27 protein-coding genes are annotated in these 26,386 nt (G+C 43.2%); 7 read left to right on the top strand and 20 right to left on the bottom strand.

The genetic code is table 11. The annotated features are described in order from the left end of the window. The first annotated feature begins 358 nt into the window (after positions 1-358). On the top strand, positions 359-862 hold the full coding sequence (locus ACFSTG_RS00620) for a hypothetical protein (protein ID WP_380747435.1): 504 nt from the start codon (positions 359-361) through the stop codon (positions 860-862). A gap of 171 nt (positions 863-1,033) precedes the next feature. On the opposite strand, the gene ACFSTG_RS00625 is transcribed toward ACFSTG_RS00620, so the two are convergent. Continuing rightward, positions 1,034-2,113: an endonuclease/exonuclease/phosphatase family protein gene (locus tag ACFSTG_RS00625; RefSeq protein WP_380747437.1), complete on the bottom strand. Its 1,080-nt coding sequence runs from the start codon at positions 2,111-2,113 to the stop codon at positions 1,034-1,036. 173 nt (positions 2,114-2,286) lie between these two features. On the opposite strand from ACFSTG_RS00625, the gene ACFSTG_RS00630 reads away from it, so the two are divergent. Together ACFSTG_RS00630 and ACFSTG_RS00635 are read left to right on the top strand one after the other, a co-directional pair. Then, the gene (locus ACFSTG_RS00630) at positions 2,287-4,959 is read left to right on the top strand and encodes a PAS domain S-box protein (RefSeq protein WP_380747439.1); all 2,673 of its coding nucleotides are present in this window, start codon (positions 2,287-2,289) and stop codon (positions 4,957-4,959) included. Further along, positions 4,956-5,324: a response regulator gene (locus tag ACFSTG_RS00635; RefSeq protein ID WP_380747441.1), complete on the top strand. Its 369-nt coding sequence runs from the start codon at positions 4,956-4,958 to the stop codon at positions 5,322-5,324. The genes ACFSTG_RS00630 and ACFSTG_RS00635 overlap by 4 nt, the downstream gene beginning before the upstream one ends. A 9-nt stretch (positions 5,325-5,333) precedes the next feature. Here the strand turns inward: ACFSTG_RS00635 and ACFSTG_RS00640 are convergent, their stop codons facing one another. The 4 genes from ACFSTG_RS00640 to ACFSTG_RS00655 all read right to left on the bottom strand — a co-directional run bounded on the left by ACFSTG_RS00640 (position 5,334) and on the right by ACFSTG_RS00655 (position 8,356). Beyond that, positions 5,334-6,239: a glycerophosphodiester phosphodiesterase family protein gene (locus tag ACFSTG_RS00640; protein ID WP_380747443.1), complete on the bottom strand. Its 906-nt coding sequence runs from the start codon at positions 6,237-6,239 to the stop codon at positions 5,334-5,336. A 238-nt stretch (positions 6,240-6,477) separates the two neighbouring features. After that, positions 6,478-6,714 (bottom strand): hypothetical protein, encoded by a 237-nt coding sequence (locus ACFSTG_RS00645; protein WP_380747445.1) that lies wholly within the window; start codon positions 6,712-6,714, stop codon positions 6,478-6,480. A 70-nt stretch (positions 6,715-6,784) separates the two neighbouring features. Beyond that, positions 6,785-7,024 (bottom strand): hypothetical protein, encoded by a 240-nt coding sequence (locus ACFSTG_RS00650; protein ID WP_380747447.1) that lies wholly within the window; start codon positions 7,022-7,024, stop codon positions 6,785-6,787. A gap of 81 nt (positions 7,025-7,105) precedes the next feature. Continuing rightward, positions 7,106-8,356 (bottom strand): 3-deoxy-D-manno-octulosonic acid transferase, encoded by a 1,251-nt coding sequence (locus tag ACFSTG_RS00655; protein WP_380747449.1) that lies wholly within the window; start codon positions 8,354-8,356, stop codon positions 7,106-7,108. Positions 8,357-8,442: 86 nt separating this feature from the next. Between ACFSTG_RS00655 and ACFSTG_RS00660 the strand changes: the two genes are divergently transcribed. After that, positions 8,443-9,576 carry a DegT/DnrJ/EryC1/StrS family aminotransferase gene (locus tag ACFSTG_RS00660; protein ID WP_380747451.1) on the top strand — a complete coding sequence of 378 codons (1,134 nt, stop codon included), beginning with the start codon at positions 8,443-8,445 and terminating at the stop codon, positions 9,574-9,576. A 7-nt stretch (positions 9,577-9,583) separates the two neighbouring features. Further along, positions 9,584-10,867: a metal-dependent hydrolase family protein gene (locus tag ACFSTG_RS00665; protein WP_380747453.1), complete on the top strand. Its 1,284-nt coding sequence runs from the start codon at positions 9,584-9,586 to the stop codon at positions 10,865-10,867. Between the two features lie 91 nt (positions 10,868-10,958). On the opposite strand, the gene fabD is transcribed toward ACFSTG_RS00665, so the two are convergent. The 5 genes from fabD to ACFSTG_RS00690 all read right to left on the bottom strand — a co-directional run bounded on the left by fabD (position 10,959) and on the right by ACFSTG_RS00690 (position 14,298). After that, the gene (gene fabD, locus ACFSTG_RS00670; RefSeq protein WP_380747455.1) at positions 10,959-11,840 is read right to left on the bottom strand and encodes an ACP S-malonyltransferase; all 882 of its coding nucleotides are present in this window, start codon (positions 11,838-11,840) and stop codon (positions 10,959-10,961) included. A gap of 73 nt (positions 11,841-11,913) precedes the next feature. Next, a complete protein-coding gene (locus ACFSTG_RS00675) occupies positions 11,914-12,417 on the bottom strand; it encodes a pyridoxamine 5'-phosphate oxidase family protein (protein ID WP_380747457.1) in 504 nt (167 codons plus the stop codon). 92 nt (positions 12,418-12,509) lie between these two features. Beyond that, positions 12,510-13,406: a fructosamine kinase family protein gene (locus ACFSTG_RS00680; protein ID WP_380747459.1), complete on the bottom strand. Its 897-nt coding sequence runs from the start codon at positions 13,404-13,406 to the stop codon at positions 12,510-12,512. Further along, positions 13,354-13,845, bottom strand: coding sequence for a dihydrofolate reductase (locus ACFSTG_RS00685; RefSeq protein WP_380747461.1), 492 nt, complete (start codon positions 13,843-13,845; stop codon positions 13,354-13,356). The genes ACFSTG_RS00680 and ACFSTG_RS00685 overlap by 53 nt, the downstream gene beginning before the upstream one ends. Positions 13,846-13,848: 3 nt before the next feature. Beyond that, a complete protein-coding gene (locus ACFSTG_RS00690; protein WP_380747463.1) occupies positions 13,849-14,298 on the bottom strand; it encodes a 2TM domain-containing protein in 450 nt (149 codons plus the stop codon). A gap of 64 nt (positions 14,299-14,362) precedes the next feature. Between ACFSTG_RS00690 and ACFSTG_RS00695 the strand changes: the two genes are divergently transcribed. Continuing rightward, positions 14,363-15,445: an aminotransferase class V-fold PLP-dependent enzyme gene (locus ACFSTG_RS00695; protein WP_380747465.1), complete on the top strand. Its 1,083-nt coding sequence runs from the start codon at positions 14,363-14,365 to the stop codon at positions 15,443-15,445. Between the two features lie 39 nt (positions 15,446-15,484). Here ACFSTG_RS00695 and asnA read toward each other — a convergent pair whose 3' ends face one another. The 10 genes from asnA to ACFSTG_RS00745 form a co-directional block, all read right to left on the bottom strand. Next, positions 15,485-16,516 (bottom strand): aspartate--ammonia ligase, encoded by a 1,032-nt coding sequence (asnA, locus tag ACFSTG_RS00700; protein ID WP_380747467.1) that lies wholly within the window; start codon positions 16,514-16,516, stop codon positions 15,485-15,487. 324 nt (positions 16,517-16,840) lie between these two features. Next, complete coding sequence (locus tag ACFSTG_RS00705; protein WP_380747469.1) at positions 16,841-17,119, bottom strand: DUF427 domain-containing protein; 279 nt, start codon at positions 17,117-17,119, stop codon at positions 16,841-16,843. 3 nt (positions 17,120-17,122) lie between these two features. Continuing rightward, complete coding sequence (egtD, locus tag ACFSTG_RS00710) at positions 17,123-18,094, bottom strand: L-histidine N(alpha)-methyltransferase (protein WP_380747471.1); 972 nt, start codon at positions 18,092-18,094, stop codon at positions 17,123-17,125. A gap of 7 nt (positions 18,095-18,101) precedes the next feature. After that, entirely contained in the window at positions 18,102-19,268 is a 1,167-nt protein-coding gene (egtB, locus tag ACFSTG_RS00715; RefSeq protein ID WP_380748414.1) for an ergothioneine biosynthesis protein EgtB, read from the bottom strand. A gap of 114 nt (positions 19,269-19,382) precedes the next feature. Further along, positions 19,383-19,796, bottom strand: coding sequence for an energy transducer TonB (locus ACFSTG_RS00720; protein WP_380747473.1), 414 nt, complete (start codon positions 19,794-19,796; stop codon positions 19,383-19,385). An 11-nt stretch (positions 19,797-19,807) separates the two neighbouring features. Then, a complete protein-coding gene (locus ACFSTG_RS00725) occupies positions 19,808-20,632 on the bottom strand; it encodes a thymidylate synthase (protein WP_380747475.1) in 825 nt (274 codons plus the stop codon). A 221-nt stretch (positions 20,633-20,853) separates the two neighbouring features. After that, complete coding sequence (locus tag ACFSTG_RS00730; RefSeq protein WP_380747477.1) at positions 20,854-22,566, bottom strand: nucleoside transporter C-terminal domain-containing protein; 1,713 nt, start codon at positions 22,564-22,566, stop codon at positions 20,854-20,856. 12 nt (positions 22,567-22,578) lie between these two features. After that, positions 22,579-23,205, bottom strand: a complete 627-nt coding sequence (locus ACFSTG_RS00735; RefSeq protein WP_380747479.1) for a bifunctional nuclease family protein — start codon at positions 23,203-23,205, stop codon at positions 22,579-22,581. An 86-nt stretch (positions 23,206-23,291) separates the two neighbouring features. Next, complete coding sequence (locus ACFSTG_RS00740; RefSeq protein ID WP_380747481.1) at positions 23,292-24,260, bottom strand: electron transfer flavoprotein subunit alpha/FixB family protein; 969 nt, start codon at positions 24,258-24,260, stop codon at positions 23,292-23,294. A gap of 79 nt (positions 24,261-24,339) precedes the next feature. Further along, positions 24,340-25,086 carry an electron transfer flavoprotein subunit beta/FixA family protein gene (locus tag ACFSTG_RS00745; RefSeq protein WP_380747483.1) on the bottom strand — a complete coding sequence of 249 codons (747 nt, stop codon included), beginning with the start codon at positions 25,084-25,086 and terminating at the stop codon, positions 24,340-24,342. A 167-nt stretch (positions 25,087-25,253) separates the two neighbouring features. Here ACFSTG_RS00745 and ACFSTG_RS00750 point away from each other — a divergent pair, with 167 nt between their 5' ends. Beyond that, positions 25,254-26,234 carry a pyruvate dehydrogenase complex E1 component subunit beta gene (locus ACFSTG_RS00750; RefSeq protein WP_380747485.1) on the top strand — a complete coding sequence of 327 codons (981 nt, stop codon included), beginning with the start codon at positions 25,254-25,256 and terminating at the stop codon, positions 26,232-26,234. The last annotated feature ends 152 nt before the right edge of the window (positions 26,235-26,386 follow it).

The raw sequence follows: 26,386 nt of genomic DNA on the forward strand, positions 1-26,386 counted from the left end.
ATATTCTTAAAAATATATAAAATATTGAAAAGCAATAAGTTGGGAGTTCATAAATTTATGTTAAACTCAATAATTCAGTTTTCCTTACTTCAGAAAATGAGGCTTGGAAGGATTAATTTTTGCAACTGCATTATGATCATAACTGAAAGCTCTTTTCCGTATAAACAGTGCTTAATGGAATGGTCTGGCAAGACTATAAAAAAGAGAGCCGCGGCATCTTGTGACGATATTCCTGGATTAAGGTCAAGATGATACTTTTATTTAAGGAAATCCCTTCTCCGTATTTTTACCGGAAAGACCCTGTAAAGAGAGATAAGAATACCGGAATTTGCGTAATTTTGAGGTTCAGATAAAGCGTATGGAGAGGAAGAAAAAATGGAAACGGCATCCCGTTTTCAGGGAGCTGTGGATCAGTAATGATGGGAAAGGTTTCAGGCTTAATGAAAAACCTTTAAAAATTAAAGATCACCGGCTAAAACCGGGAAAGATCCTTAAGGTGGTGAGTGTTAATCGTGCCTATTATTCTGCTCCCAAACTTATCCTGGAAACCTGGGGTGCGGCTAAACCTGAAGACGGTCGTCGCTATTATGCCCTGTACCGGGATGGCAACAAAGAAAATCTGCATCCCGAAAATCTCTACTGGGGCAATAATTTAATGAGTCGCAATGAACTCTTCGAAAAGAACCTTAGGCAAAGTAAACTTTCCAAAGATCAGACCTACGAGGCTTATCACCGTAATAAATTCAAAGGGGAATCTATTGCTTCTATTGCAAAGGATATGAAGGTATCTGACATGAGTATTCACAGAGCCATAAAAAGGCTGAGCAGAAAAATTGAAGAGACGCGTAAGAATAACAGTTAAAAAAAACCGCCGGAACGGATCCGGCGGTAGCCATCTCGAAGGCCTGTCGTTTCAATTATGAAAGGCCAAATGTATGAACCCAAGAATTTTCTTACGGTTAAAAAGCTCACAAAATCTGCCGGTATTTTCTTAAAATGTCAGTCAGACAGCGGCTTCGCAAGCTAACTATCTCTATACCAGTCGGTCTATGGGATGACCTTTCTCAATCTTTTCATCGGTCCATTGCTGTTCTTCCTCGTTCGGAGCTTCCGGTTTCTCCTGTGCCGGCTCGGCACGCGGTTCATAATTGAGCTTTACGAAAATTGGAAAATGGTCTGAGCCTATGTTACGAAGGCGTTTAAGTTCCACAAGGGTGAAATCCCCGGAATGAAAAATATGGTCCAGCGGCCACCTTAAGATGAATATCTTGGTATGGAAAGTGTTGAAAAAACCCCTTCCTATCCTTGGGTCGAGCAATCCGCTGATTTGCTGGAAAAGCCGGGTAGTCCTGGACCAGGCTACATCATTGAGATCACCAAATACCAGGATAGGTTCTTTTTTGGGATCTAGACTTTTACCTACCATCAGCAGTTCGGCGTCCCTATTGGTAGAAGTGCTGTCTTCGGTAGGGCTGGGGGGTTTGGGGTGCAGGCAATGTATCTTTACCCGTTTCCCGTTTCGTAGTCTCACATATCCATGAATAGAGGGTATTTCTTCAGAAATAAGGTACTTTATCTCTACTCCCTCCAGTTTTAACCTTGAATAGAGGTGCATTCCGTAGAGATTGTCCTGAGGGATCTTTACGGTATAAGGGTATTCACTTTCCAGTACAGCCAACTCCTTTTCCCATTTCAAATCGGTTTCAAGGGTTAGAATTATATCTGGATCTTTATCTTCAATTCTTTTAAGCAGCCTGTGATATTTGGTGTTGGTGGTAAGTACGTTACTTACCAGTACAGAGATACAGTTTTCCCTATTGTTCTCCACAAATTTGAAAACCTGCTTTTTGGCAAGAATGGTATAGGGGTAGATTTTTAATCCCTGATAAATAAAGCTGCCCGCCAGGAGAAAGATCACTAAAAAGTGCCACGTGGACGAGAAGTCGTAGATAAAAAAGCAGGCTATTAATGCCAGGAGGACAAGAAAACTTATCTGTAGTCTTGGAAAATCGAAACCGCGAACCCACCATTGGTCAAATTTGGTTAGGGAGGCCAGGGTTGGAATGAGGGTAATTGCACTGAAAATTGTGGCAATCAATTCGGGGCTGTTCATGTTCTTACTATCGAAATTTCTCCCCGAATTTACATATTATTAAAAAAATCACCTAAACACCTTTGATGATTATTTTAAAAAAGGAGATTATGTAGTGGGGGGAATTTCGGATTATAACTTTAAATTGTATTTTAGAGATTTTATCCCGGGATTTCCGAAATAGTAAAAATCATATGGTAAAAACCTCAGGTGAACATACCGCATTTGGCGGGGCATCAATTGATCTGGATAATTTTGCGCACGCTGTGGTGAGAACTGTGTGGGAGCCCGTTTTGGTGGTGACTGCAGGGTTAAAAATCGTAGCGGCAAGTGAAGAGTTCTACTCCACCTTTGGGCTTCATTCAAAAGAGATCAAAGGCCTTCTTCTGCAGGATCTTGATGAAAAGTATTGGGATCTTAAGGGATTACATAATCTACTTACTACGGTAAAAAAAGGAAATAGTCTCAGGGATCATGAGTTCTTGATAGATCTTAAAAACTTTGGGGAAAAAGCATTTTTGATCAATGCTGAAAGTGTAGATTACCTTTCGAATCAAGGGTTGATATTAATATCTTTTAAGCCGAAAGCAGACACCAGGCACCAAAGGAGCAAGGATATTTATTATCTCAAGACCGTACGCGATATTCTTAGTAATGCCCCGGCTATGATATGCAGATTAAAAGGTCCGGAGCATATTTTTGAATTGGCCAATGAGCAGTATTTTGATCTTATTGGAAAAAGAGATATCCTGGGAAAAACAGTTAGAGAAGCCTTACCCGAAGTTGAGAATCAAGGGTTCATTGAGTTGCTCGATATTGTATATAAAAGTGGAAAACCTTTCATTGGAAACGAGATATCCATTAAACTGAAACAACCCGGAAAACCAGATAAAAATGCTTTTCTGGATTTCGTCTATCAGCCTATTTTTGAACCCAATGGGGAGGTGAGCGGCATATTTGTTCATGCTGTTGACGTCACCGAGAAGGTGAGTGTACGTAAAAAGGTAGAGCAAAGTGAGCAGGAATTAAGAAATATGCTGGAAACCCTACCGGCGATAATTTGGCTCACAGATTCAGAAGGGACCACCAAATATATGAACAAGAACTGGTATGAATATACCGGGCAAACATCAGGGGAAGCAGAAGAATCTAATTGGGTGGACGCTGTGCACCCTGAGGAGCGGGAAAAGACGAATAGACAGTTCGGGAAAGCCTTCAGGGAGAGAAAACCCTATCACGCTATTTTCCGCCTTCGGTCCCGAAAAGGGGATTATCGCTGGGTCATAGGAAGAGGAAGCCCCAAATTCACCATTGAAGGGGAGTTTCAGGGCATGATTGGAACAGTGGTCGATATTCACGAAGAAAAATTGAAAGAACAGCTTATAAGGGACAAGGAAAACCGAATCAGAGCTATTGTACAGGAAGCCACTGTGGCTACTGCCGTTTATACAGGTGAAGAAATGAAGATTGAAATGGCCAATGATGCTATGGTCAACCTATGGGGTAAAGACCGGTCAGTGATTGGAAAGTCATTGCGGGAAGCCCTACCCGAACTGGAAGGTCAGCCATTTTTCGATCTGCTTCAAAAAGTGTATAATACTGGGGAAACCTATTGGGGGAAAGAAGATAAAGTTGACCTGTTGATCAACGGCCGTATGCAGACAGGTTATTTTAATTTCACTTATAAACCCTTAAGGAACGAAAAAAATGAAATTTACGGGATCCTGAACATGGCTCAGGATATTTCAGAAATGGTCAATTCCAGGGAACTTCTAAAGCAAAGTGAATCCCATTTCAGGCAAATGGCTAACCTTATGCCCGAAAAAGTCACCAATACAGATGCTGAGGGTAATTTGATCTACTTTAATCAAAATTGGCTTGATTATACGGGTATTGAAAGAGAGGAACTGGTCTTGAGAGGGTGGAGCCACTTGATACACGAGGATGATTTCCGGAAATTTGAGAAGAAATGGCGAAAATCCTTAAAGACGGGTAAAAATTTTGAAATGGAGATCAGGATCCTCGGCAGGGAAGGAAAATATAAATGGCATCTTAGTCGTGCAGAAGCAGTGAAGGACGATGACGGCAGGATTAAGATGTGGATAAGTACCAATACAGAGATACACAGGTTAAAAGAAGAGGAAAAAAGAAAAGAGGATTTCCTGAAGATGGTAAGTCACGAATTAAAAACCCCGGTTACATCTATTAAAGGTTATGTGCAGTTACTCCTAACCCTTTTACGGCGTTCAAATGGCGCAGATCACTCTAAATTGCCCCTGCAACCTTCCCTGGAACGTATAGACCACCAGATCGTGAGGTTGACCAGGTTGATCTCTGAAATGCTCGATCTTTCCAGGCTGGAAGAAAATAAAATGGTGTTGCAAAAGGAAGTTTTCAATATAAATGACCTGGTGACTCAAACCGTCCAGGACATCTCCTATACAAATACCCAGCATAGGATCGATATAAATCATGAATACCGATGTTCTGTATTTGGAGATAAGGACAGGCTGGGGCAGGTGCTTATAAACTTCATTACCAATGCCATTAAATATTCACCAGAAAGTCAAAACATAAAGATCCAGGTAAAGAAATTGAAAGAGGATAAGGTAGCGGTATGTGTGATCGATGAAGGAATAGGTATTGACAAGGAAGATCAAAAGAAAATCTTTAAAAGGTTTTACAGAATTGGGGGCGAGAGCGAAGAAACATATGCCGGTTTTGGAATAGGTTTGTATCTTGCTAACGAAATTATTCAAAGACATAACGGAGTCATCGAGGTGGACAGCCAGAAAGGGAAAGGATCAGAATTCAGGTTCATTCTCTCAGTTGCTTCCGAAGATGAGATGATAACAAAAGAATTATGAGTCAAAATATTCGAATTTTAGTAGTAGACGATGATTCCGGAATAGGTGAAATGCTGAAGACCTTGCTGGAATTTTATGATTTTAAGGTCGTGGTAACTGAAAAACCTGAAGAAACCGAGGAGTTGGTCGTTAAACAGAATATTGATCTGGTAATGCTCGATATGCTAATTTCAGGTGTTAATGGCACCGATGTTTGTGCTCGGTTGCGAAAGAACGAGGAAACGGCTGAGGTGCCGGTTTTAATGATGTCTGCCCTGCATGATGCCGGAAAAAAATGTCGTGAGGCCGGTGCAAACGATTTTATTGCAAAACCTTTCGAAATGGAGGAATTGATAAAGAAGATCCATGGAATGCTGCAGCAATAAAGAATGTGATCACCTGTTGAGCTCCTGCAGCACTTTTTCAGGATAATCTGTGATAATCCCGTCTACCCCCAGTTTTATCATCCTTTTTATATGTTTCCTCTTGTTCACCGTCCAGGGAATGATCTTCATATTTTTTGCCTTAATCTCGTCTACCTGTTCCTTTAAGAGCACAATCTTATACCGGGGACTGTAAATATCAGGGAGAAAATCCAGCCGTGACAGGTTCTTCTCAATATCCCTGCTCGTAACCAGGAAAGAAAGTTTCACCCGGGGGCGATCCTTGTTCAGAACGTTTAGAAGAATGGGGTCGAAGGATTGAAGGATAACCCGGTCTTCAATTCCCTTTTCCCTGATCACTTTCAAAACGAGTTCGCTAAATTCTTCAGGGTACGGTTGAAAATCTCCATACCTGCCCGGATCAGATTTTAATTCAATATTGTATACCACTGCACGAAGATTATTTTGAGAAGTGGAGTTTTCAATGCTGTCAATGACCTCTTCAAGAAGGGGTTTGTAGGTCTTCATCTTTTTCTGCTTCGGAAAAAGCCGGTTGAATTTAGAACCTCCGTCAAATTCTTTTATGCTGGCATAAGACATCTGGTACAAATTATAGGATTCCTCATCTCGTTTGGAAATCTTTTTGCCATGCGGGGTCATCATATAGCCTGCCGCCATATAAGGATCATGGGAGACCACAACTTTTTTATCGCCCGAGATGACCACGTCCATTTCAATGGCATCAACTCCTTTCTCAACCGCACTTAAAAAAGCCGGGAGGCTGTTCTCGGGATAGTTACCCGCTTCCCCACGGTGTCCATGTACCTGGATAGTAGAAATTTCACCGGTGGTAGATCTGCTGCAGGAAAGATTTATCGCCATAACGAGGAGTATTCCAAATGTCCTGAAAAAACCCATGGGTGTAGTTTTGCCACACAATAAGTTAAGAAAAACTGAGGTGTAAAAAAAGCCATTCGCGAGGAATGGCTTTAAATTTATTTTATTGCTGATCTTTTTTCAATAGCAGGATCTGCCGCGTCGTCTGCCCTTTAAACAGGTCCGGTTCACCCCCCGTTTCCCCTGTTGATTTCAAGGTTTTGGGTTTTAACAGAAAAAGCTGCTTCATCAGCAGCTTTTTCTTTCGGAAAATCATTTCCTATAGGTCATTCTCCTGGTGCATATTATCATCGGTCTCGTGGATCTCCTCATCGATTTCTCTTTCAATTTCCTCAGCGCCTTCCTCAATTTCTTCGGCAGCGCGGCGGGTATTGTCTTCAATGTCCTCTCCAATTGATTCAATGGCTTCCTCTGTTTTCTCTTCGGTGGTTTCGCGACAGGAATAGGTGGAGACCATGATTCCTGTTAAAAACAGACTTAAAAATAGTTTCTTCATAATATAAGGGTTTAAGATGAAAAAAGCCATAAGAAGACTTATGGCTTAAAAAATTTAATGAAGGATGTGATTATTGGATATCATCAGTTTCATTAACTTCTTCTTCAATTTCCTGCTCAGTTTCTTCAGCAGCTTGTTCTATGTCATCACCTGCTTCTTCAAGACCGTCTTCCAGGTCGTCTCCTGCCTCTTCGAGATCAGTTTCTACTTCTTCAATGTTTGTTTCAACATTTTCTTCAGTAGTTTCTCTACAAGAGTAGATGGATAAAGTGAATGCAGCTACAAGTAAACCTAAAAATAATTTTTTCATGTTAGTATGTTTAATTAGTTAAGACAAATTTAAACTAATTTTTAAATATCCAAAGAAGACGGTGCAGAAACTGCAGCAGCTCTAAGTGACTTTAGAATAATGAGTTAACAAATAATCGATTATTTTATTGGTGGCACCGGTATTACTGTTTATGTAATGTTCTGCGATCATACCCGTTTGCCTGCGGAAGTTTTCGTTACTGAGCAGCCGGTTAAAGACTTCTTCCAGTTCCTTTTCATCTCTTACAGAGAACAGACCTGCCAGTTGCTGCAAACGGATAGCTTCAGGAAAACGGCTGAAATTCTTTCCTATCACCACCGGTGCTCCAAAAGTTGCCGGTTCAAGAATATTGTGAAGCCCCGTGTTACCGGCAGCACCGCCCACATAAGCAATGTCTGCGTAACTGTAAATTTTCGTAAGTAATCCTACGGTGTCAATTATGAGCACCTGGAATTTTCCAAGATCTTCACCTTCCATTTCAGTATAGAGCACGGAGGCCTTTTCCAACTGCTGCTGCATCCTGTCAATTCTTGCCGGCCTAATGGCGTGAGGGGCAATAATGAATTTTACATTTTGAGGAGCCTTGTTGATAAATGGAATCAGGAGATCTTCATCTTCCGGCCAGGTACTTCCGGCCACTACACAAAGATGATCTTTACTGAACCGGTCAACGAAATCAAGGTGGTTGTCCCGCTGTAATTGCAGGGAAACCCTGTCAAACCTGGTGTCTCCACTAATAGTTACATTAACGAAGCCTATCGAATTCAGCAGTTGTTCAGAAGGTTCATTCTGCACGAAAAAATGGTCGAAAGTTTTCAGGTAAGCTCTCATAAAACCGCCGTAAGATCTGAAGAAAAGCTGTTCTTTTCTGAATGCTCCTGAAATAAGTAAGGTGGGTATGTTTTGGTCATTCAGCTGCTTCAGAAAATTGGGCCAGAACTCATATTTTATAAACAGAGCCAGGTCAGGGTGCACTTTTTGAAGGAATTTTTTTGCATTTTTAGAAGTGTCCAGCGGGAGGTAGGTCACGACATCGGCAAGAGCGGAATTCTTCTTCACTTCATAACCTGAAGGGGAGAAAAAAGTAATGACGATCTTATGCTTCGGCATCACCTTCCTGATCGCCTCTATCACCGGAACCGCCTGCTCATATTCCCCCAACGAAGCGGCGTGAATCCATACGGTTCTGTCTTTCGAGCCAATTTTCTCCTCCAGTTGGGTGAAAACCTGTTTTCTGCCTTCAGTAAAAAGTTTCATCTTCTCACTAAAAAGTCCGCTTACGGGCAGAACTTTTTCCGCAGTATTGACCACTAAATTGTAAAGAATTCTCAAGCTCCCTGGTTTGGGTGCTAAATTAAGAAATTAGCATTGGGGAAAGAGGCATTCTTTGTATTTTCGTTACTCTTCAAATTTAAGTTATGAGAAAAATCCAAATGGTTGATCTTAAGGGTCAATACGATAAAATCAAAGATCAGGTAAACTCCTCAATCCTGGAAGTGTTAGATACCACCGCATTTATTAATGGTCCTGAAGTTCATGCGTTCCAGAAGGAACTGGAGGAATATCTGGAGGTTAAACATGTCATCCCATGTGCGAACGGGACTGATGCTCTCCAAATCGCAATGATGGGACTGGGATTGAAACCGGGTGACGAAGTCATCACTGCCGATTTTACCTTCGCTGCTACCGTCGAGGTGATTGCCCTGCTGCAGCTTACGCCGGTTTTGGTAGATGTAGAACCCGATACTTTCAATATAGACCCTGAAGCCATAAAAAAAGCCATTACTCCAAAAACAAAAGCCATTGTTCCGGTGCACCTTTTCGGGCAAACCGCGAATATGGATGCCATTATGGAAATTGCTGAAGAACACGATCTTTTTGTTATCGAGGACAATGCCCAGGCTATAGGCGCGAATTATAATTTTAAGAATGGCAGTACGAAAAAAGCCGGAGCAATAGGCCATGCGGCTTCCACATCGTTCTTTCCTTCAAAAAACCTCGGATGTTATGGGGATGGGGGAGCCATCTTCACCAATGATGATGATCTGGCCCACACCATTCGTGGAGTTGTGAACCACGGAATGTATGAACGCTACCACCACGATGTCGTGGGTGTGAATTCACGACTGGACAGTGTGCAGGCGGCAGTTTTGCGTACCAAACTTCCTAAACTAGATGATTATAACAAGGCACGACAGGAGGCTGCAAAAAAATATTCCGAAGCTTTTAAAGACCAGGAAAATATTGTGGTGCCCTATACCCACGGATCAAAAGATACCCATGTCTACCACCAGTACACTCTTAAGATACTTAACGGCAAAAGGGATGGTCTTGTGAAGCACCTGAATGAAAAAGGAATTCCCTGCGGAATCTATTACCCTATCCCGTTACACAGCCAGAAGGCTTATAAAGATAGCCGGTACAGGGAAGAAGATTTTCCTGTGACCAATCAACTGGTGAAGGAAGTCATCTCCCTTCCCATGCACACAGAGCTGGATGACGAACAGATAGCATTTATAACAGACACTGTACTTAACTTTGTTAACCAATAAAAACAGAATGAAAAAATTACTGCTTCTCCTGCTGGGGATCCTGTTTACGGGCTCCCTTTCCGCCCAAACAACCTATCTGCATGCCGGAAATATCCTGGACGTAAGATCGGGGAAAATGTTAAAGCAAAAAACCATCATCATCAATGGGAAAACGATCGAAAAGATCTCAGACGGATTTATCACCCCTCCGGATTCTGTTGAAGTGGTTGATCTTAGGAACCTTACCCTGCTGCCGGGGCTGACCGATATGCATGTACACCTGGAAAATGAATCAAATCCCCAGGCTTACCTTCATGCCTTCACCTTTAATGATGCAGACAACGCTTTTAATTCAGTCGGTTTCGCGAAAAAAACCCTGTTGGCAGGCTTCACCTCGGTAAGGGATCTTGGAGGAACGGGGGTGAATATCTCCCTTCGGGATGCCATTAACCAGGGGAAAATTGACGGACCGCGAATTTTTACTTCCGGAAAATCCCTTGCTACAACAGGAGGCCATGCAGATCCTACAAACGGCAGAAGTAAGGCTCTTATGGGAGATCCCGGGCCTAAAGAAGGAGTGGTGAACAATGAAGATGATGCGGCAAAGGCAGTGCGCCAACGGTACAAGAATGGAGCCGATCTTATAAAGATCACCGCTACCGGCGGAGTTCTGAGTGTGGCAAAAAGCAGTTCCAACCCTCAGTTCACCCTGGAGGAAATCAGGGCGATCACTAAAACCGCCGCAGATTATGGGTTCCATGTTGCCGCCCATGCACATGGGGATGAAGGGATGCAACGGGCTATAAAAGGGGGTGTAAAGACCATCGAGCATGGAACGCTAATGAGCGATGAGACCATGGAACTCATGAAAGAATATGATACCTATCTGGTCCCTACCATAACAGCCGGTAAAGAAGTGAGCCTTAATGCCGAGATAGAGGACTATTATCCTGCCATGGTTGTTTCAAAAGCCATTGAAATTGGCCCTAAGATCCAGGGCACCTTCGGGAAAGCATACAAAAAAGGAGTAGGGATCGCATTTGGAACAGATGCAGGGGTTTTTAAACATGGGGAGAATGCGAGGGAGTTCGGATATATGGTTGAAGCCGGAATGCCTCCCTTAGAGGCCATTCAAAGTGCAACCCTTACACCCGCTAAGATCCTTCATCTGGAAGACCAGATGGGACAGGTGGCCACCGGTTTTGATGCAAACATTATTGCTGTGGCCGGAGATCCGCTTCAAAACATTAAAACGCTTGAAGAGGTGAAATTCGTTATGAAAGAAGGAAAGATTTACAAGAACGAAAAATAAAAAATCCGGAGGGTTTTTAAATAACCTTCCGGATTCTCAATTTTTTTAGTCGGAAATCTAAATAATGGAGAACCCGGTTCTCCATTTTCTTTTACAATTGGGCAGAATGGGCTTCCATGTTTCGGTCTATCTTTTTGACCAGCCCCTGTAACACTTTTCCCGGACCGACTTCTATAAATTCAGTAGCCCCGTCCTTGATCATATTCTGTACGCTCTGCGTCCATTTAACCGGAGCGGTAAGTTGGAAGATCAGGTTCTTTTTGATCTCAGCCGGATCTGTCACAGCGAAAGTGGTAACGTTTTGATAGATGGGACAAACCGGATTGCTGAATTTTGTTTCTTCAATGGCAGCAGCAAGTTCTTCTCTTGCAGGTTCCATTAATGGGGAGTGAAAAGCACCTCCCACAGGAAGGATCATAGCCCTGCGGGCACCTCTTTCCTTAAGTTCTTCACAGGCCTTCTCAACAGCCAGCTGTTCTCCGGAGATCACTAGTTGCCCCGGGCAGTTGTAATTGGCAGCTACCACGATACCTTTAGTGTCGGCACATATCGCTTCTACCATTTCATCTTCCAGTCCCAAAACTGCTGCCATGGTTGATTCTTCAAGTTCACAGGCATGCTGCATGGCAAGAGCCCTTTTGGATACCAGTCTTAAGGCATCCTCAAAGTTGAGGGTTTTATTTGCGACCAATGCAGAAAATTCTCCGAGGGAGTGCCCGGCCACCATATCAGGTTGAAAGGAGTTACCCATCACCTTGCTCATGATCACCGAGTGTAGGAAAATTGCCGGTTGGGTGACCTTGGTCTTCTTCAGGTCATCTGCTGTCCCTTCGAACATGATCCGGGTAATTTCAAACCCCAGGATCTCATTGGCTTTTTCAAAAAGTTCTTTTGCAAGGGGAGAACTGTCGTAAAGGTCCTGTCCCATTCCTGTAAATTGTGCGCCCTGACCGGGGAAAATATATGCCTTCATGTTTTTAAATTTTGGATCGCTAAATTACGAAAATAAAAAAACCCTGATGCCGCCGCCTCAAAGGCCGGGTCTATCATATATTAAGTCTTCCTTTTTCCCCTATATCCTGTTTGTTTCCTGAAATGGCTCCTACCCCCAGTTTAAGTAATGTGATGTATTTATTTGATTTTGTGTCCCAGTAATAAGCCTCTTCAGGACGAACTTTGATGGCAGTAATATTTGGATCTGTTTTGCCTCCTTCAAACCAGTTGTCATCAATACTTGAATATAGATCCTCAATCGTTACCCTGTCTGTGGTGATCTCAGCTTCTCCAAACACGCTGAGATATTCCATTCCTTTAGGGTCGCTGTACAGTAATTGTACATCCTTGTTCTTAAGGAGCTCCTGGTTGTGTTCGCTGGTACGGAGGCTTAAGAACCAGATGTTACCATCCTTGTCCACCTGCTTGGTGGTCATGGGAATAGCGTTTATGGGCTTTTTATTAAAACCTGTAACCATCATGGCAACTTTGATATCGTCTACCAGGTCTTTCAATTTTTCTCTTGACTCTTCTTTATTCATTTTTTCTGTGCTCATAACTTTTATCTTTTTTAACTATTTAAATATAAGATAATTGAGCTGCCAAATGCTGTAAAGAACTGCTAAAAGAGGAGGCTGGCTTGTTAAGGTTATGAAAAGCGGGTAAGGATCTTCTTAACAGATGGCAGGTAACTGCTCCCAAAAATATTTAGGTGCACCAAAAGGTAATACAATTGCCAAATGGGTACCCTGTCTTCAAATCCCGGTTCCAGTGGAAAGAAAGACTGGTATTCGGAAAACACCCTTTCCGGGAAACCTCCAAAAAGTTTCATCATGGCCAGATCCATTTCACGAGGTCCATAACTCACTGCGGGATCAATAAGACAAGGTAGCCCCTGCTCATTGACCAGATAGTTGCCGCTCCACAGATCGCCATGTATGAGGGACGCCGGTTCTTGTGGTATGACGCGGGAAATATTAGTAAAAAAAACCTCAGGGTTATCAAATGAAAAACCCTTTTCCCGGGCCATTTTTAATTGAGGTTCCAGTCGCTGTTCTATATAAAATTCGGCAGCAGACAGTCTTTCCTCATTGTATTGCGGAAGGCTCCCAATGTAATTTTGAGAGGGGAATCCGAAAGCAGGGGAGGTGGTTTTATGCAGGGCGGCAAGATCTTCGGCAAAACGGTTCCAGAAATGAGGTTTTTGAGGGCCTTCTTTTATATATTCCATCAGGAGGTAGGCGGTTCCCAATGTTTCCCCTACTGAAAATGCCTCGGGAACATTGACGGTCCCGCTTGTTCTCAGTTCATCAAGGCCTTCCTTTTCGGCTTCAAACAATCCCGGAAAGGAAGAGGCGCTATTCAGCTTAAGTACCCGTTTTCCTTCCGAAGTATCCACCAGCAGCACCCGGTTAATGCTGCCTCCTGAAAGGGCAGATGCAGCGTTTATCTTAAAACCCTCCAGCTCTGCAATCCGGGTAATTATCTTATCCTCATTGTGCACGCGTGTAGGTAAGGTATGTGAAAGAGTAATTATGGGATTCATCTTTGGGATGGAACTCTGAAGCGGTGAGTTCCCAGTTGTCCTCATCGATTTCGGGAAAAAATGCGTCAGCCTCAAAACTTCCATGTACCCTCGTTAGTTCTATTTTATCGGCCATTGATAAAGCCTGGTGATAGATCTCACCCCCTCCAATAATAAAAGGTTGGGAGTCTTCTTTTGCCCTGTCAAGGGCCTCCTTTAGGGAGTGTACTACCACTGCCCCCTCTTTTTTGTAATCCTTTTTGCGGGTGATCACAATGTGGGTACGGTTGGGCAAAGGTTTAGGGAAGCTTTCAAAGGTCTTTCTTCCCATAATTATATGGTGCCCGCTGGTTAGCTTTTTGAACCTTTTAAAATCATCGGGCAGATGCCAAACCAGGTCATTGTCTTTACCCAGGGCATTATTCTCTGCGGCTGCAGCGATCATAGTAACTACACCCATACTTTAAGAATTTATGGTAGAATCGGGATCAATAGGTCTTTCTGTGGTTGGAGGAATGAAAGGCTCATGTTTTCGTGGCAGAGGATGATCGCGCTCTACCTTGCCTCTTAGTTCTTCAATGCGGCGCTGTTGTTTGGTGACCAGCCTTTCCACCTGTTCATTTTCCCACTCCTTTCCCAGGAATTTGTTGGTGACAAAGACATTGAAAATATGCGCTATGAAAAGGAGCGCCCAGAAGAGGATTGCCCATACAAACCAGTCCAGGCCGAAAGGCTGTATATCCCGACCTATCTCAAAAATAACATTCAACAGGATCAGGACCACAGATCCTATGAGGAATACGATAAAATGTTGATATAATCTCCTTTTCTGGCGTGCCCGTTCCTGGGCCCGTTCAATAAGCTCCCGTTGTTCGGGATCTATTTTTGAAGAAGTTTTCTTTTCTGTTGACATATTATTGAAGTATTTTAGAGATATACTCAAATTTATTGATTTTACTTCGGAAAACTCATTCCCTATGAAGAATTTTAAAAAACAGTTTCCCATTCTTGGTCAGTATACTTATTTAAATACGGCTGCTTCCGGATTATTGCCGGAAGCCGTGCTGGAATTCAGACAGGATCATGACCTTGATTTTCTCATCTCCGGAAGCATTCTGAAAGAAAAGCAGGGAGAGGTGCTTACAGGAGTGCGGGAAGCTGTAGGACGGTTCTTTCACTGCGCTCCCAATCGCGTTGCCCTTACTCCAAATTTCTCCTATGGCTTCAATGTCCTTATGGAAGGGGTGGAAAAGGGAAAAAAGGTACTGTTATTAAAGAACGATTATCCATCGGTGAACTGGGCGGTGGAATCAAGAGATTTCGAAACCTGTTATGCTGCGATAGATGAAAATCTGGAACAGAATATTTCCGAAGTCATTGAGAAGGAACGCCCCGATATATTTGCGTTCAGCCTGGTGCAGTGGATCAATGGGATCAGGATCGACCTTAATTTTCTAAAGGAGCTCAAGCAAAAAAATCCCGACCTCTTACTTTTTGGAGACGGCACCCAGTTTTGCGGCACCGAAGATTTTGATTTTGAAGACTCTGCCCTTGACGTACTTGGTGCCAGCACTTATAAATGGATGAATGCGGGGTACGGGAATGCTTTTTTCCTGTTCAAGGAGCATATGGAAGAAAAGATCTTTCCAAAATCGCTTGGATTCAATTCCCTGCAGGGGAAATACAAAGCGCAGGAGGGAAGTCTGATAGGTAAATTCGAACCCGGGCATCTGGATACCCTTAACTTCGGAAGTCTTCAGGCAGCCTTAGAACTTATTGAAAAAACAGGAATGGCCGAAATAGAACAGCGGGTGAAGGAGCTAACCTCCGAAGCAAAAGATGCCTTTAAAAAGGAAGGTCTCCTGGAAGAAGCTATCGTTAAAAGGGAATTCCACTCCCCGATATTTAACATCAGGGGAGATGAAAAGTTGTTTCAAAAACTGCGAAGCAATAATATCATTTGCTCCCAAAGAGGGGAAGGGATAAGGGTTAGTTTTCATTATTTCAATACCACTGAAGACCTTGAAAAGCTAATGAAAACCATCAGGGCTAAAAAGTAAGGCTGCTCCAAAATCATGTTTTAAACAGCAGCCTTTAGTTTACAAAAGAAATATTCCGTTCTCTTCACATTCTTTTCTCATTTGTTCCGGCCATATTCCGGCCTGGACTTCCCCGATATGTTGCTTTTTCAAAAGGAACATGCACAATCTGGACTGGCCAATACCTCCGCCAATGGTTTGAGGTAATTCTCCCTTCAATAATTGTTGGTGATAGAAGAGTGGAGCCCGTGCTTCAGCTTTACACATCTTAAGCTGGCTCTTCAGGGTCGCGGGATCTACACGAATTCCCATGGAAGAGATCTCAAATGCCTGCTCAAGTACCGGGTTCCAGAATAGGATATCTCCGTTGAGACCTTTGGTTTGGGATGAGGTGGGAGTTGACCAGTCGTCATAGTCAGGAGCTCTGCCGTCATGAGCTTCCCCGTGGGAGAGTTTCCCGCCGATCCCTATCAGGAAAACAGCACCAAATTCTTTGGTTGCCCTGTTCTCCCTTTCTTTTGCAGGAAGGTGAGGATATCTTTCCAGAAGTTCCTCAGCATGGAGAAAGGTGAGCGCTGCCGGGAGGTACGGTTTTAAACCCTTATACTTTTTGGAAAGCAGAATCTCAGTTTCCTTGATGGCCTTATAGATCTTTTCCACCTGGAGTTTCAGAAAAGCCAGGTGACGATCCTCCGCCTGCAAGACCATTTCCCAGTCCCATTGATCCACAAAAATGGAATGAAGTTTACCCAGGTCCTCATCGGGCCGCAGGGCCTTCATATCTGTATAGATACCGGTGCCGGGGGAAAGACCGTATTCCCTGAGGCGCAATCTTTTCCATTTGGCGAGGGACTGAACCACTTCGGCGGGTTGATCCTGCATTGATTTTATGGGAAAGGCTACGGGTCTTTCAACTCCGTTGAGGTCATCGTTGATACCGGTTCCCTGCAGCACAACGGCCGGTGCCGAAACTTTGGTGAGCGGCAGGTGTGTTTTAAGCTGTTGTTCAAAGCACATTTTTGTGAAGTGAACGGCTTCTTCTGTCTGTAATCTTTTTGACAGGGTGGCGGAAATTGTTTCTGTTACGATCATAATAGGAAGTTTAATGGATTAAAATTAAAAAGCCTGCCCTATGAAAAAGGCAGGCTTTACAGCACAGGAACCTTCTCCCTCGGGTGGCGGACGATTATTATTTATATTGGTAGTTGTTTTGTATTTCATTTTGTTCAAAAAAAAAGCCTTTCCGGGCTGGAAAGGCTATGAATTGTTCGATTTTTTTATCTGTTATTCCATAATAGCCTTCCGCAGCCTAAAATTATTCAGGTTGTTATTAGAGAAGTTATTATTGGTTGTAAAAGTCACGATGTCTTGTAATTATGTGGGGGTAAAACTAATTCTTTTATTTTTAAGGTGCAATTATTCTTTTATTTCGATCTCTTTTAGAAAGGTGACATGATTCTTAATTTCAGAAGAATTCGCGTCTGGATTAGGATAGAAAAGGGCAGCATCTGCCTTTCTGTGATCCCCAACCTGCACGTCGAAATAGGAGGCTTTTCCAAAAGGGGATTGGGAATGTGTGTCGCTCAATAAAAAATATTCAGAATTAATAGAATCGGGAGGGAAATAATGTTTGTCTTCCACAATTTTGGTCTTGTCGCTTTCAGCGAGAATCACATTATGCCATATAGCTTTCATGTATCAGGATCTTTTAAAGAGGTAGTTTTTAAAATAATTTTGTTCGTCACTAAAGCTTCCGCTAATTTCAAGTCCGGCTTCTTTTGCAAGCCAGGCCACTGAGGTGTCATCGTATTTCTGAGAGATCTCGGTATGTATGCTTTCCCACTCCCTGAAAGTCACTTCTAAATTTAATGAATTTATCTGGACCGTCTGTTCTTTTGTACTCACTAAAAAGCTCTTTGCAGTACCGGCTTCAGGATCATAGACCGGCCAGTGAAGGAAAGCGTCGGGATCAAAATTGGCCTGCAATTCCCGGTTGATCCTGGTTAACAAGTTCTTGTTGAAAGCAGCCGTCACTCCCCGGGAGTCATTGTATGCATCGAGGACCGTTTGCGGATCTTTTTTCTGATCTACCCCCATAAAGAACAGGTCTTCGGAAGACATTGAACTGCTTATTTTTTTAAGGAAATTCACCGCCTCTTCCTGAGAGAGGTTGCCAATATTGGATCCCAGGAACAAGATCACCTTTTTGCGGGTTTGATAACCAGCCAGGTCCTCAAGCACCTTTTTATACATGCCCTGCTTGGGTACTACCTCAATCCCGGGAATTTCCGTACGAAGACTTTTGGTTAATTGATCCAGCACATTTTTACTTATGTCTACCGGTAAATATTTGAAATTGAATTCATTTTCCACGAAATGCCTAAGCAGGATCTTGGTCTTCTTTCCATCACCAGCCCCAAGTTCTATGAGGTCAAAGCCTTCCGCAGAAGTAAAGGCAGCAGCTATCTCTTCCCTGTGCTTTTCGAGTATCCCATATTCCTTTCCGGTGAGATAATATTCGGGAAGATCCATGATCTGCTGGAACAACTCATCCCCCTTTTTATCATAAAAATATTTTGAACTTAAGGTTTTAGGATAGGTAGTAAGGCCATGAAATATATCGGCTGCAAATTGGGTCTCAAATTGAGGAGGTTTTGTGTCATTCATCATTTAGGTCTTATTTAGCCAGTCTCAGGCCGGTGAACTGCCAGCGAAGGTGCGGATGAAAAAAATTACGGTAGGTATATCTCGTATGGTTGCGGGCGGTGGCGACAGAACCTCCGCGCAGTACTTTCTGATTTACCATGAATTTACCGTTGTATTCCCCAAGAGCTCCGGGCTCCTTGGTGTAGAAGGGATAAGGAGAGTAAGCACTCTCTGTCCATTCCCAGCGGCTGCCCCATTCAAAATTCTTTTGGGCAACTTCCCATTCAAATTCTGTGGGTAACCTCATTCCCTTCCATTGAGCATAGGCGAAAGCTTCATAATAGGAGAGGTGGGTTACCGGCGCGTCAGGATTTAAAGGTTTTAAGCCTTTTAAGGTATATTGTTGCCATTCCCCTTCTACCTTATGCCAATAGAACGGAGATCTTATTTCATGCAGGTTTATCCAGTCCCAGGCTTCTGCATGCCAAAGCAGTACCTGGAGGTACCCCCCGTCTGCCATGAACTCAAGATATTCCTTGTTAGTCACCAGTTTATTGGAAATCTGGTAGCTATGGAGGTAGATTTTATGAAATCCCAGTTCATTGTCGTAGCAAAAATCTTTGGATTTATTATGTCCAATTTCATATACTCCTTCTTTCACCTCAAGCCATTCCTGTGGAAAATCCTGGATGGGATTTTCCTCGAAATCTTCACTGTAAACCGGATGCAGCGGATTGTTACCGAAGATATATTTGATATCTGTAAGCAGCAGTTCCTGATGCTGTTTCTCATGATGGCAACCCAGTTCGATCACCTCCAGTATTTTTTCTGAAGGATTTTCTTTTTTAAGATACTTTAAAAGGGCATCGGTAACATGCTTTCTATAACTATAAACATCAGAAACAGTGGGCCGGGAAAGGTTTCCGCGGTCAGATCGTACTACCTTGTCTCCCGCGCTTTCATAATAGCTGTTGAAAACATAGGCATAACGCTCGTCATAGATCTGATAGTCGGGAGCATTGTTTTTTAAGACGAATTCCTCAAAGAACCAGGTTGTGTGTCCAAGGTGCCATTTTGGGGGTGAGACATCTACCACCGGTTGTACCACATAATCTTCTGTTTCAAGAAAGGAACAGATATGTTCTGTATGGGTTCGGGTGTCGTTAAACAGCTGTATAAGTTCTCGGGAGGTCATCATAAAAAAAGGAAACCTTAGGGTTTCCTTCAAATTTATAATTTTATCACTCTCTTTTAGTTAAAGGAATACTAACTCTACTCCATGAAAACTAAAAATGAAAAGGCGTTAACTTCCTTAAAAAGTAAACGGCACCTTGTATTTTATGGCTGTAGGTTTTCCTGCCAATTCACCCGGGGTCATCCTGGGAATGGCAAGGATGATCCTTTTGGCTTCCTCATTAAGTTCCTTTTTAGGACCCTCCACTTTGGTAATCACCGGGTTTCCTTCTTCGTTAATGATAAAAGATACTACAGATCTCCCTCTAATGATATTTCCATCAGCATCTTTTGGGAAACGGTAATGCTCTTTTAAATGTTCGGTAAGTTTTTCGTGGAAACAGGCTTTCGAAGTTTTTGTGGTCTCTTCACAACCAGGCCATACCGGCGGCAGCTCCTTTGTGGTTACGGTGTTCTTAGAGAAATTTACACCCTCCTGGGAATAACCTGCTGCGGCCAATAATAAGAAAGCAAAAATCAGTACATTTTTCATGATCATAGTTTTTATACCGCAACAGCTCCCTTAATGTGAGGATGCGGATCATAGTTCTCCAGCGAGAAGTCTTCAAATTTGAAGCCAAAAATATCTTTGACCTCAGGATTGATATTCATAACAGGCAATTCTCTCAGGTCTCTTGATAATTGCAGGTTCACCTGCTCCAGGTGGTTGTTGTATATATGGGCATCACCGAAGGTATGGATGAAATCCCCGGGTTTATAACCACATACCTGCGCGATCATCATGGTAAGCAAGGCATAGGATGCGATATTAAAAGGTACTCCCAAAAAGATATCTGCACTGCGCTGATAAAGCTGGCAGGAAAGTTTACCGTCTGCTACATAGAACTGGAAAAAAGCATGGCAGGGAGGCAATGCTGCTTTCCCGTTGGCCACATTCTCAGCAAATGACTTAGAGGTGTCCGGTAGCACAGAAGGGTTCCAGGCCGTTACCAGCATCCTGCGGCTGTTTGGATTCTTTTTGAGGGTTTCCACCACCTCCTTTATCTGGTCGATGTCTTCGCTGTTCCAGTTACGCCACTGGTGCCCGTAAACGGGACCAAGGTCGCCATTTTCATCTGCCCATTCGTTCCAGATGCGCACCCCGTTATCCTGCAGATATTTTATGTTTGTGTCACCGTTAAGGAACCAAAGCAATTCATAGACAATGGACTTAAGATGGAGTTTTTTGGTGGTAACCATGGGAAAGCCTTCGCTAAGGTCAAACCGCATCTGGTAACCAAAAACGCTTTTGGTGCCGGTGCCGGTGCGGTCTCCCTTCTCATTTCCGTTTTCAAGAACGTGTTTTACCAGGTCGTGATACTGCTTCATATTATATTTTTATTAGGTAGACCTGCGAGGTCTTTTTTAGACCTTACAGGTCTCGGAAACTTAGGGTTTGAATTCTATAACAAAATCCCGGTTCTGCTCTACAAGGTTCCAAAACCTTGTGGGTCAGAGTCAAAAATGACAAATCCCGGATGTTCTTCAGCTAAAATAGAAAACTACCCCGAATTAAAAAGTTAATTGAGAACAGGATTGTAAAGGACTTATTAACCAATGATCATCCCGGCGATGGTTGCCGAAAGTAAAGAGGCAATGGTACCGCCAATAAGAGCCTTCATCCCGAATTCAGACAAGGTTTTTCGTTGCCCCGGGGCCAGGGAGCCAATTCCACCTATCTGGATCCCGATGGAAGCGAAATTTGCAAAACCGCATAACATATAGGTGGCCATGATGATCGATTTCTCATAGGTAAGGCTCAGTGCGTTTACCGGATTCTTTAGGTCTGCCAGCTGGATGTAGCCCACAAATTCACTTGCCGCAAGTTTGATCCCCAGTAATTGCCCCATAAGCATCATATCTTCTGTAGCCACTCCAATCAACCACATCAAAGGCGCGAAGACCATTCCCAGCAAAGATTCCAGGGATAATCTCGCGTAAGGAGTGTTTGCAGCCATTATGCTGTTAAGGGTGGTCCAATCTCCAATTTTCCCTAATCCGTAATTGATCATGGCAATGAAGGCGATAAACACCAATAACATTGCAGCCACATTGGCTGCAAGTTTTAAACCTTCGGTTGTACCGTTGGCAATGGCGTCAAGTATATTTGATCCAATTTTTTCCGAAGATACCTCTACATCAGTATTTATTTTTTGCTGCTGCGGATACAGGATCTTAGAAACCACAATTGCTCCGGGAGCTGCCATTACAGAGGCGGCTAAAAGGTGCTTGGCGAATTCAAGCCGTAGTACGGGGTCATCACCGCCCAGGAATCCTATGTATGCCGCTAGTACTCCACCGGCTACAGTCGCCATTCCTCCAATCATCACCAGCAGGATCTCAGAGCGGGTCATTCTTTCCAGGTAAGCTTTGATCATTAACGGTGCTTCGGTTTGTCCAAGGAAAATATTCCCTGCCACACTAAGACTTTCAGGACCTGAAATGCCCATTAATTTGGTCAATACCCAGGCCATTCCTTTTACCACTATCTGTATCACTCCCAGGTAGAAAAGTACCGAGGTGAGTGCAGAAAAGAAAATAATAGTGGGTAATACCTGGAAAAGGAAGATAAAGCCAAAGCTCTCCACATCCATCATGCCGCCCAGCAGAAATTCACTTCCTGCCGCCGTAAAGTCCAGAATGAGAACGAAAATCTTGCCCACCATTTCAAAAAGGCTCTGAACGAAGCCTATTTTTAATACCCCAATGGCCAGAAGTAATTGTGCACTTAACCCGGCTCCAATGGTTTTCCAGTTAATGGCCCTACGGTTGGAGCTAAAAAGGAAAGCAATAATCAAAAGCGAGATCATTCCCACCACCCCGCGCCAGAAGCTCGTAAAGGTGAAGCCCTGATTGGGGATTATTGTTTTTGCTGTTTTAACCGGCAGTACATCCTGCACCTCCAACGGCTTTTCTTTCAGGGAATAATGCACATTTCTGCCAGAAAGGATAAGGGTGGAGTCTGTGAGGCTGTTGACCCGCAGGTTCTGGATGCTGTCTGCCGGGGAGTCGTAAAAGAGAATGAGCACGTCATTCTGGTAGACATAACTCCCTGAGGCTTTGCGTATTTTCTCTCCGGAAAGGGAGAATTCAAAACTTCCGTTATCAAACTTAAGGTAATCTGTGCCGGGATCAACTTCAAAAAGAGCATTTTCGGTGCTGTCTTCTACAGCTTCAAAATTCCAGGTTTTAGATAGGTTTTGGGCAAAAGAGGAGGATATTCCGAAGAAAATCAGGAACAGACAACACCAGAATTTATTCATAAAATGGGGGGGTTATTTTCGTTTGGAGATCTCATCTCTAATACGGGCCGCCTTTTCATAGTCTTCATTCTTTACGGCCTGATCCAGCAGGTTATTAAGTTCGTTAAGGGATAGTTTTTTATAATCGGGGTCGTTGGATTTTATCTCCACCTCGTTCGAGAAAAGCTCGTCTACAATGATATCTTCCTTTTCCCGTTCTTCTTCCTCTTCTGCCTTCTGGCTGTCGCCCTTCAGGTAGATCCCAGCTTTATCGAGAATATTCTTATAAGTGAAAATAGGAGCCTGGAAGCGCAATGCCAAAGCAATGGCATCACTGGTACGGGCATCAATGATCTCTTCGATCTTGTCCCTTTCACAAATAAGGCTTGAATAGAAGACCCCGTCCACCAGTTTATGTATGATCACCTGTTTGACCACGATCTCAAAGCGATCTGCAAAATTCTTAAAAAGGTCGTGGGTAAGAGGGCGGGGAGGCTTGATCTCCTTTTCCAGGGCTATAGCAATAGATTGTGCTTCAAAAGCCCCAATTACAATAGGAAGTTTGCGCTCTCCTTCTACCTCACTCAGGATCAGGGCGTAGGCCCCGTTCTGTGTTTGGCTGTAAGATATTCCTTTAATGTTAAGGCGCACTAAACTCATACTGTAAAAATACAAAAAAAGCTGTCTAAATAGGGCATTGAACCAGATTTAGACAGCCCTTTAAATCGGCACGCAATTTATAAAAATTATGCGTTACTAGCCTTGAATTCTTTTAATTTTTCGGTAAGCTTCGGTACTATTTCGAAGGCATCTCCTACAACTCCGTAGTCTGCCGCCTTAAAGAATGGTGCCTCGGGATCATTGTTGATCACCACTTTTGTCTTCGAAGCACTTACTCCCGCAAGGTGTTGAATGGCCCCAGAAATACCTACTGCGATGTACAGATTGGCGGCAACGGGTTTCCCGGTTTGGCCCACGTGCTCACTGTGTGGTCTCCAGCCCATATCACTCACGGGTTTGGAACAGGCGGTTGCTGCACCAAGAGTATCGGCAAGCTCTTCAAGCATTCCCCAGTTCTCAGGTCCTTTCATTCCACGTCCTCCGGAAACTACGATTTCTGCATCTGCGATGGTAACCTTATTTGCTGCCTTGTCAACAGAAACCACATTTACAGAGAAATCTTCATCACTTAAAGAAGGGGAAAAGTCCTCTTCTGAAACTTCGGTGTTGCTCTCCTTTAATCCGAGAGCATTTTTCGAAAGTCCAATGATCTTCACGTCTGTAGCGATCTTTGTAAAATTGAAGGCTTTGTTGGTGAATGCGGTTCTTTTAACCTGAAGTGGATCTGTTCCCTCGGGAAGAGCAACCACGTTGGAGGCATATCCGGCATTAAGGTGTACAGCCAATAGAGGAGCCAAATATTTCGCATTGGCACTTTGGCTAACAACGATCACCCTGGAACCTTCTTTCTCAGCTGCTTGTTTGAGGGCATCGGCATATGCTTCGGCATTGAACTTTTCAAGTTTGTCACTGGTGATCTTTAACACCTTACTTACCCCGTATTTTCCTAATTCCGAAGTGTCGCCGGCGTTGAAGGTAACGGCGGTAACCTCTGTATTCATCATATCGGCAACCCCTTTTGCGTAGGAAGCTACCTCTAATGCTGTTTTCTTAAATTTTCCTTCTTCTGATTCTGTATATACTAAAACTGACATATCTGTTTTAATTGAATATTTTATATTGATTATTTTATTTTGATCTCAAATTCCAAATTCCAATTTTGAGTTTTAAATCCTAGATCACTTTCGCTTCGTTGTGAAGCAGTTGGATCAATTCATCCAGGTTATCAGGGTCTATCAACTTGATATCACCTTTAGGTTCCGGTTTCTCGAATTTTACAGCTTCAGTATCAGCATCGGTTTCCACCGGTTCAACCACGTTAAGAGGTTTTTTACGGGCTTGCATGATCCCTCTCATATTTGGAATACGAAGGTCGCTTTCTTCCACGATCCCTTTTTGACCGCCAATCACTAAAGGAAGACTGGCCTTAAGGGTTTCTTTTCCTCCGTCGATCTCCCGAATGGCTGTAGCCTCATTTCCTTCAACCTCCAGGCTAATACAGGTGTTGACGAAATTGGAATCGGTAAGGGCTGCAAGCATCCCGGGTACCATTCCTCCGTTATAATCAATAGATTCCCGGCCTGCGATTACAAGATCATAGCCCCCGTCTTTTACGACTTTGGCAAGTTGTTTTGCAACATAGATCCCGTCTTTAGCAGGAGTGTTTACCCTAATGGCGCTGTCAGCTCCAATGGCAAGGGCCTTTCGCAGGGTAGGTTCAGTCTCGGGACCTCCAACGTTCACAACGTCTACGGTAGCTCCCTGCTTTTCCTTGAACCACATGGCACGGGTGAGCCCAAATTCATCGTTTGGATTGATCACGAACTGGACTCCGTTCGTATCAAATTTTGTATCCCCTTCAGTAAAATTAATTTTTGAAGTAGTGTCTGGTACGTGACTAATGCACACTAATATTTTCATATATCTCAATAATTTTGATAAAACATAAATAATGGGTTACGAAGATACATAATTTACAAGGAAATTTCCTATGCATGCATAGGAAATTTTTTGTCCTTCAGAAGTCGTTTATCGTTTTTTGAATTACTATTTTTGTGGCTCGAAAATTTTTAAAATATCAACTCATAATGAAGACTATCCAATTCAGGGAAGCAATTGCAGAGGCCATGAGCGAGGAAATGCGTCGTGATGACACCATTTACCTAATGGGAGAAGAGGTTGCTGAATATAACGGAGCTTATAAGGCGTCAAAAGGAATGTTGGATGAATTTGGCCCTGACAGGGTAATCGATACACCAATTTCCGAATTAGGTTTTTCAGGGATTGGCGTTGGAAGTGCCATGAACGGGAACCGTCCCATTATTGAATTCATGACTTTCAACTTTTCCCTGGTGGGAATTGATCAGATCATAAATAATGCAGCCAAAATGCGTCAAATGAGCGGGGGGCAGTTCAATATCCCTATTGTTTTTCGTGGACCTACAGCTTCCGCTGGCCAATTAGGGGCAACCCACTCGCAGGCATTTGAAAGCTGGTATGCAAATACTCCGGGTTTAAAGGTGATCGTGCCTTCAAATCCTTATGATGCAAAAGGACTTCTTAAAGCGGCAATTCGCGACGACGATCCGGTTATCTTCATGGAAAGTGAGCAAATGTACGGGGATAAAGGCGAGGTGCCTGAAGAAGAGTACGTACTTCCAATTGGTGTTGCCGATATTAAGCGTGAAGGAAAAGATGTTACTATTGTTTCCTTCGGAAAGATCATCAAGTTGGCGTACAAAGCTGCTGAAGAACTTGAAAAAGAAGATATCTCCTGTGAGATCATCGACCTGCGTACCATTCGCCCGATGGATCACGAAACCATTCTGAAATCGGTCAAAAAGACCAACAGGCTTGTGATCCTTGAGGAAGCATGGCCATTTGGCAACGTTGCTACAGAGATCACTTACCAGGTACAATCACAGGCTTTTGATTACCTTGACGCTCCTATTGTTAAGATCAACACTGCCGATACTCCTGCGCCATATTCTCCTGTACTCCTTGAAGAGTGGTTGCCAAATCACAATGATGTGATCAAAGCGGTGAAGAAAGTAATGTATAAGGACTAATGCTTTTTGAAAATAGCATTTTGAAGCCTCCTTTTAAGGAGGTTTTTTTTATGCTTCGGATTTAAAATTCCAGGCACCCGGCAGGAAATTCCAAGATTGTGTCTCTGCGGATACTTAAAAATTTTGTTGCTAAGGGAATTTGCTCTCTTTTG

It is taken from the genome of Salinimicrobium flavum (assembly GCF_042684505.1).
In the GTDB taxonomy this organism is placed as follows: domain Bacteria; phylum Bacteroidota; class Bacteroidia; order Flavobacteriales; family Flavobacteriaceae; genus Salinimicrobium; species Salinimicrobium flavum.

Bases quoted from the DNA above. Each gene is read 5' to 3' on its own strand.
- ACFSTG_RS00620 (WP_380747435.1), top strand. From the start codon at position 359: ATGGAGAGGAAGAAAAAATGGAAACGGCATCCCGTTTTCAGGGAGCTG.
- ACFSTG_RS00625 (WP_380747437.1), bottom strand. From the start codon at position 2,113: ATGAACAGCCCCGAATTGATTGCCACAATTTTCAGTGCAATTACCCTC.
- ACFSTG_RS00640 (WP_380747443.1), bottom strand. From the start codon at position 6,239: ATGGGTTTTTTCAGGACATTTGGAATACTCCTCGTTATGGCGATAAAT.
- ACFSTG_RS00740 (WP_380747481.1), bottom strand. From the start codon at position 24,260: ATGTCAGTTTTAGTATATACAGAATCAGAAGAAGGAAAATTTAAGAAA.
- ACFSTG_RS00660 (WP_380747451.1), top strand. From the start codon at position 8,443: ATGAGAAAAATCCAAATGGTTGATCTTAAGGGTCAATACGATAAAATC.
- ACFSTG_RS00680 (WP_380747459.1), bottom strand. From the start codon at position 13,406: ATGAATCCCATAATTACTCTTTCACATACCTTACCTACACGCGTGCAC.
- ACFSTG_RS00725 (WP_380747475.1), bottom strand. From the start codon at position 20,632: ATGAAGCAGTATCACGACCTGGTAAAACACGTTCTTGAAAACGGAAAT.
- asnA (WP_380747467.1), bottom strand. From the start codon at position 16,516: ATGATCGTAACAGAAACAATTTCCGCCACCCTGTCAAAAAGATTACAG.
- ACFSTG_RS00645 (WP_380747445.1), bottom strand. From the start codon at position 6,714: ATGAAGAAACTATTTTTAAGTCTGTTTTTAACAGGAATCATGGTCTCC.
- ACFSTG_RS00745 (WP_380747483.1), bottom strand. From the start codon at position 25,086: ATGAAAATATTAGTGTGCATTAGTCACGTACCAGACACTACTTCAAAA.
- ACFSTG_RS00685 (WP_380747461.1), bottom strand. From the start codon at position 13,845: ATGGGTGTAGTTACTATGATCGCTGCAGCCGCAGAGAATAATGCCCTG.
- ACFSTG_RS00735 (WP_380747479.1), bottom strand. From the start codon at position 23,205: ATGAGTTTAGTGCGCCTTAACATTAAAGGAATATCTTACAGCCAAACA.
- ACFSTG_RS00650 (WP_380747447.1), bottom strand. From the start codon at position 7,024: ATGAAAAAATTATTTTTAGGTTTACTTGTAGCTGCATTCACTTTATCC.
- ACFSTG_RS00635 (WP_380747441.1), top strand. From the start codon at position 4,956: ATGAGTCAAAATATTCGAATTTTAGTAGTAGACGATGATTCCGGAATA.
- ACFSTG_RS00630 (WP_380747439.1), top strand. From the start codon at position 2,287: ATGGTAAAAACCTCAGGTGAACATACCGCATTTGGCGGGGCATCAATT.
- egtD (WP_380747471.1), bottom strand. From the start codon at position 18,094: ATGATGAATGACACAAAACCTCCTCAATTTGAGACCCAATTTGCAGCC.
- egtB (WP_380748414.1), bottom strand. From the start codon at position 19,268: ATGATGACCTCCCGAGAACTTATACAGCTGTTTAACGACACCCGAACC.
- fabD (WP_380747455.1), bottom strand. From the start codon at position 11,840: ATGAAGGCATATATTTTCCCCGGTCAGGGCGCACAATTTACAGGAATG.
- ACFSTG_RS00675 (WP_380747457.1), bottom strand. From the start codon at position 12,417: ATGAGCACAGAAAAAATGAATAAAGAAGAGTCAAGAGAAAAATTGAAA.
- ACFSTG_RS00750 (WP_380747485.1), top strand. From the start codon at position 25,254: ATGAAGACTATCCAATTCAGGGAAGCAATTGCAGAGGCCATGAGCGAG.
- ACFSTG_RS00665 (WP_380747453.1), top strand. From the start codon at position 9,584: ATGAAAAAATTACTGCTTCTCCTGCTGGGGATCCTGTTTACGGGCTCC.
- ACFSTG_RS00690 (WP_380747463.1), bottom strand. From the start codon at position 14,298: ATGTCAACAGAAAAGAAAACTTCTTCAAAAATAGATCCCGAACAACGG.
- ACFSTG_RS00720 (WP_380747473.1), bottom strand. From the start codon at position 19,796: ATGAAAAATGTACTGATTTTTGCTTTCTTATTATTGGCCGCAGCAGGT.
- ACFSTG_RS00695 (WP_380747465.1), top strand. From the start codon at position 14,363: ATGAAGAATTTTAAAAAACAGTTTCCCATTCTTGGTCAGTATACTTAT.
- ACFSTG_RS00730 (WP_380747477.1), bottom strand. From the start codon at position 22,566: ATGAATAAATTCTGGTGTTGTCTGTTCCTGATTTTCTTCGGAATATCC.
- ACFSTG_RS00705 (WP_380747469.1), bottom strand. From the start codon at position 17,119: ATGAAAGCTATATGGCATAATGTGATTCTCGCTGAAAGCGACAAGACC.